Origin of the sequence: Vibrio sp. 1727, assembly GCF_033344415.1 — a bacterium.
GTDB classification, from domain to species: domain Bacteria; phylum Pseudomonadota; class Gammaproteobacteria; order Enterobacterales; family Vibrionaceae; genus Vibrio; species Vibrio alginolyticus.
The window spans coordinates 1-547 of record NZ_JAWPOT010000569.1 but is presented as its reverse complement, the minus strand read 5'-3'; the positions used below and the strand labels follow the sequence as shown (position 1 = coordinate 547).

At 44.6% G+C, this 547-nt stretch carries 1 protein-coding gene; it reads right to left on the bottom strand.

The window, feature by feature from the left end; all coding sequences use genetic code 11:
* Positions 1–68: 68 nt before the first annotated feature.
* The coding region (locus R8O10_RS26985; protein WP_318192194.1) for an NAD(P)-dependent oxidoreductase at positions 69–547 on the bottom strand (479 nt) is incomplete at its 5' end.

Sequence of the window (547 nt, the reverse complement as noted above, 5' to 3'; positions counted from 1 at the left end):
AATTTGTTTTGGTAACACAAAAAGAAAAGGCAGGGATAATATCCCTGCCTTTATTGTATGGATTCTTCTTAATGAAGAATACGAGCACGAATCGTGCCTTCAATGCTTTTCAGCTTAGTTAGTGCTTCTTCTGAACGCTCAGTTTCCACATCAATAACTACGTAGCCGATCTCAGCTTCAGTTTGTAGGTACTGCGCTGCGATGTTGATGCCTTCTTCTGCGAAGATTGTGTTAATTTGAGTCAGAATACCTGGGCGGTTTTTGTGAATGTGCAGCAAGCGAGAGCACTCACGACCGTGTTCAGGCAGAGATACTTCAGGGAAGTTAACGCTTGATAGTGTTGAACCATTATCTGAATATTTCGCCAGTTTACCCGCAACTTCCACGCCGATGTTTTCTTGTGCTTCTTGAGTAGAGCCGCCCACGTGTGGCGTTAGAATGACGTTATCGAATTTCTGTAGTGGAGATTCAAACGGGTCAGCGTTTGTTTTTGGTTCAACTGGGAATACGTCGATTGCTGCGCCAGCTAAGTGACCTGCTTCTAGGC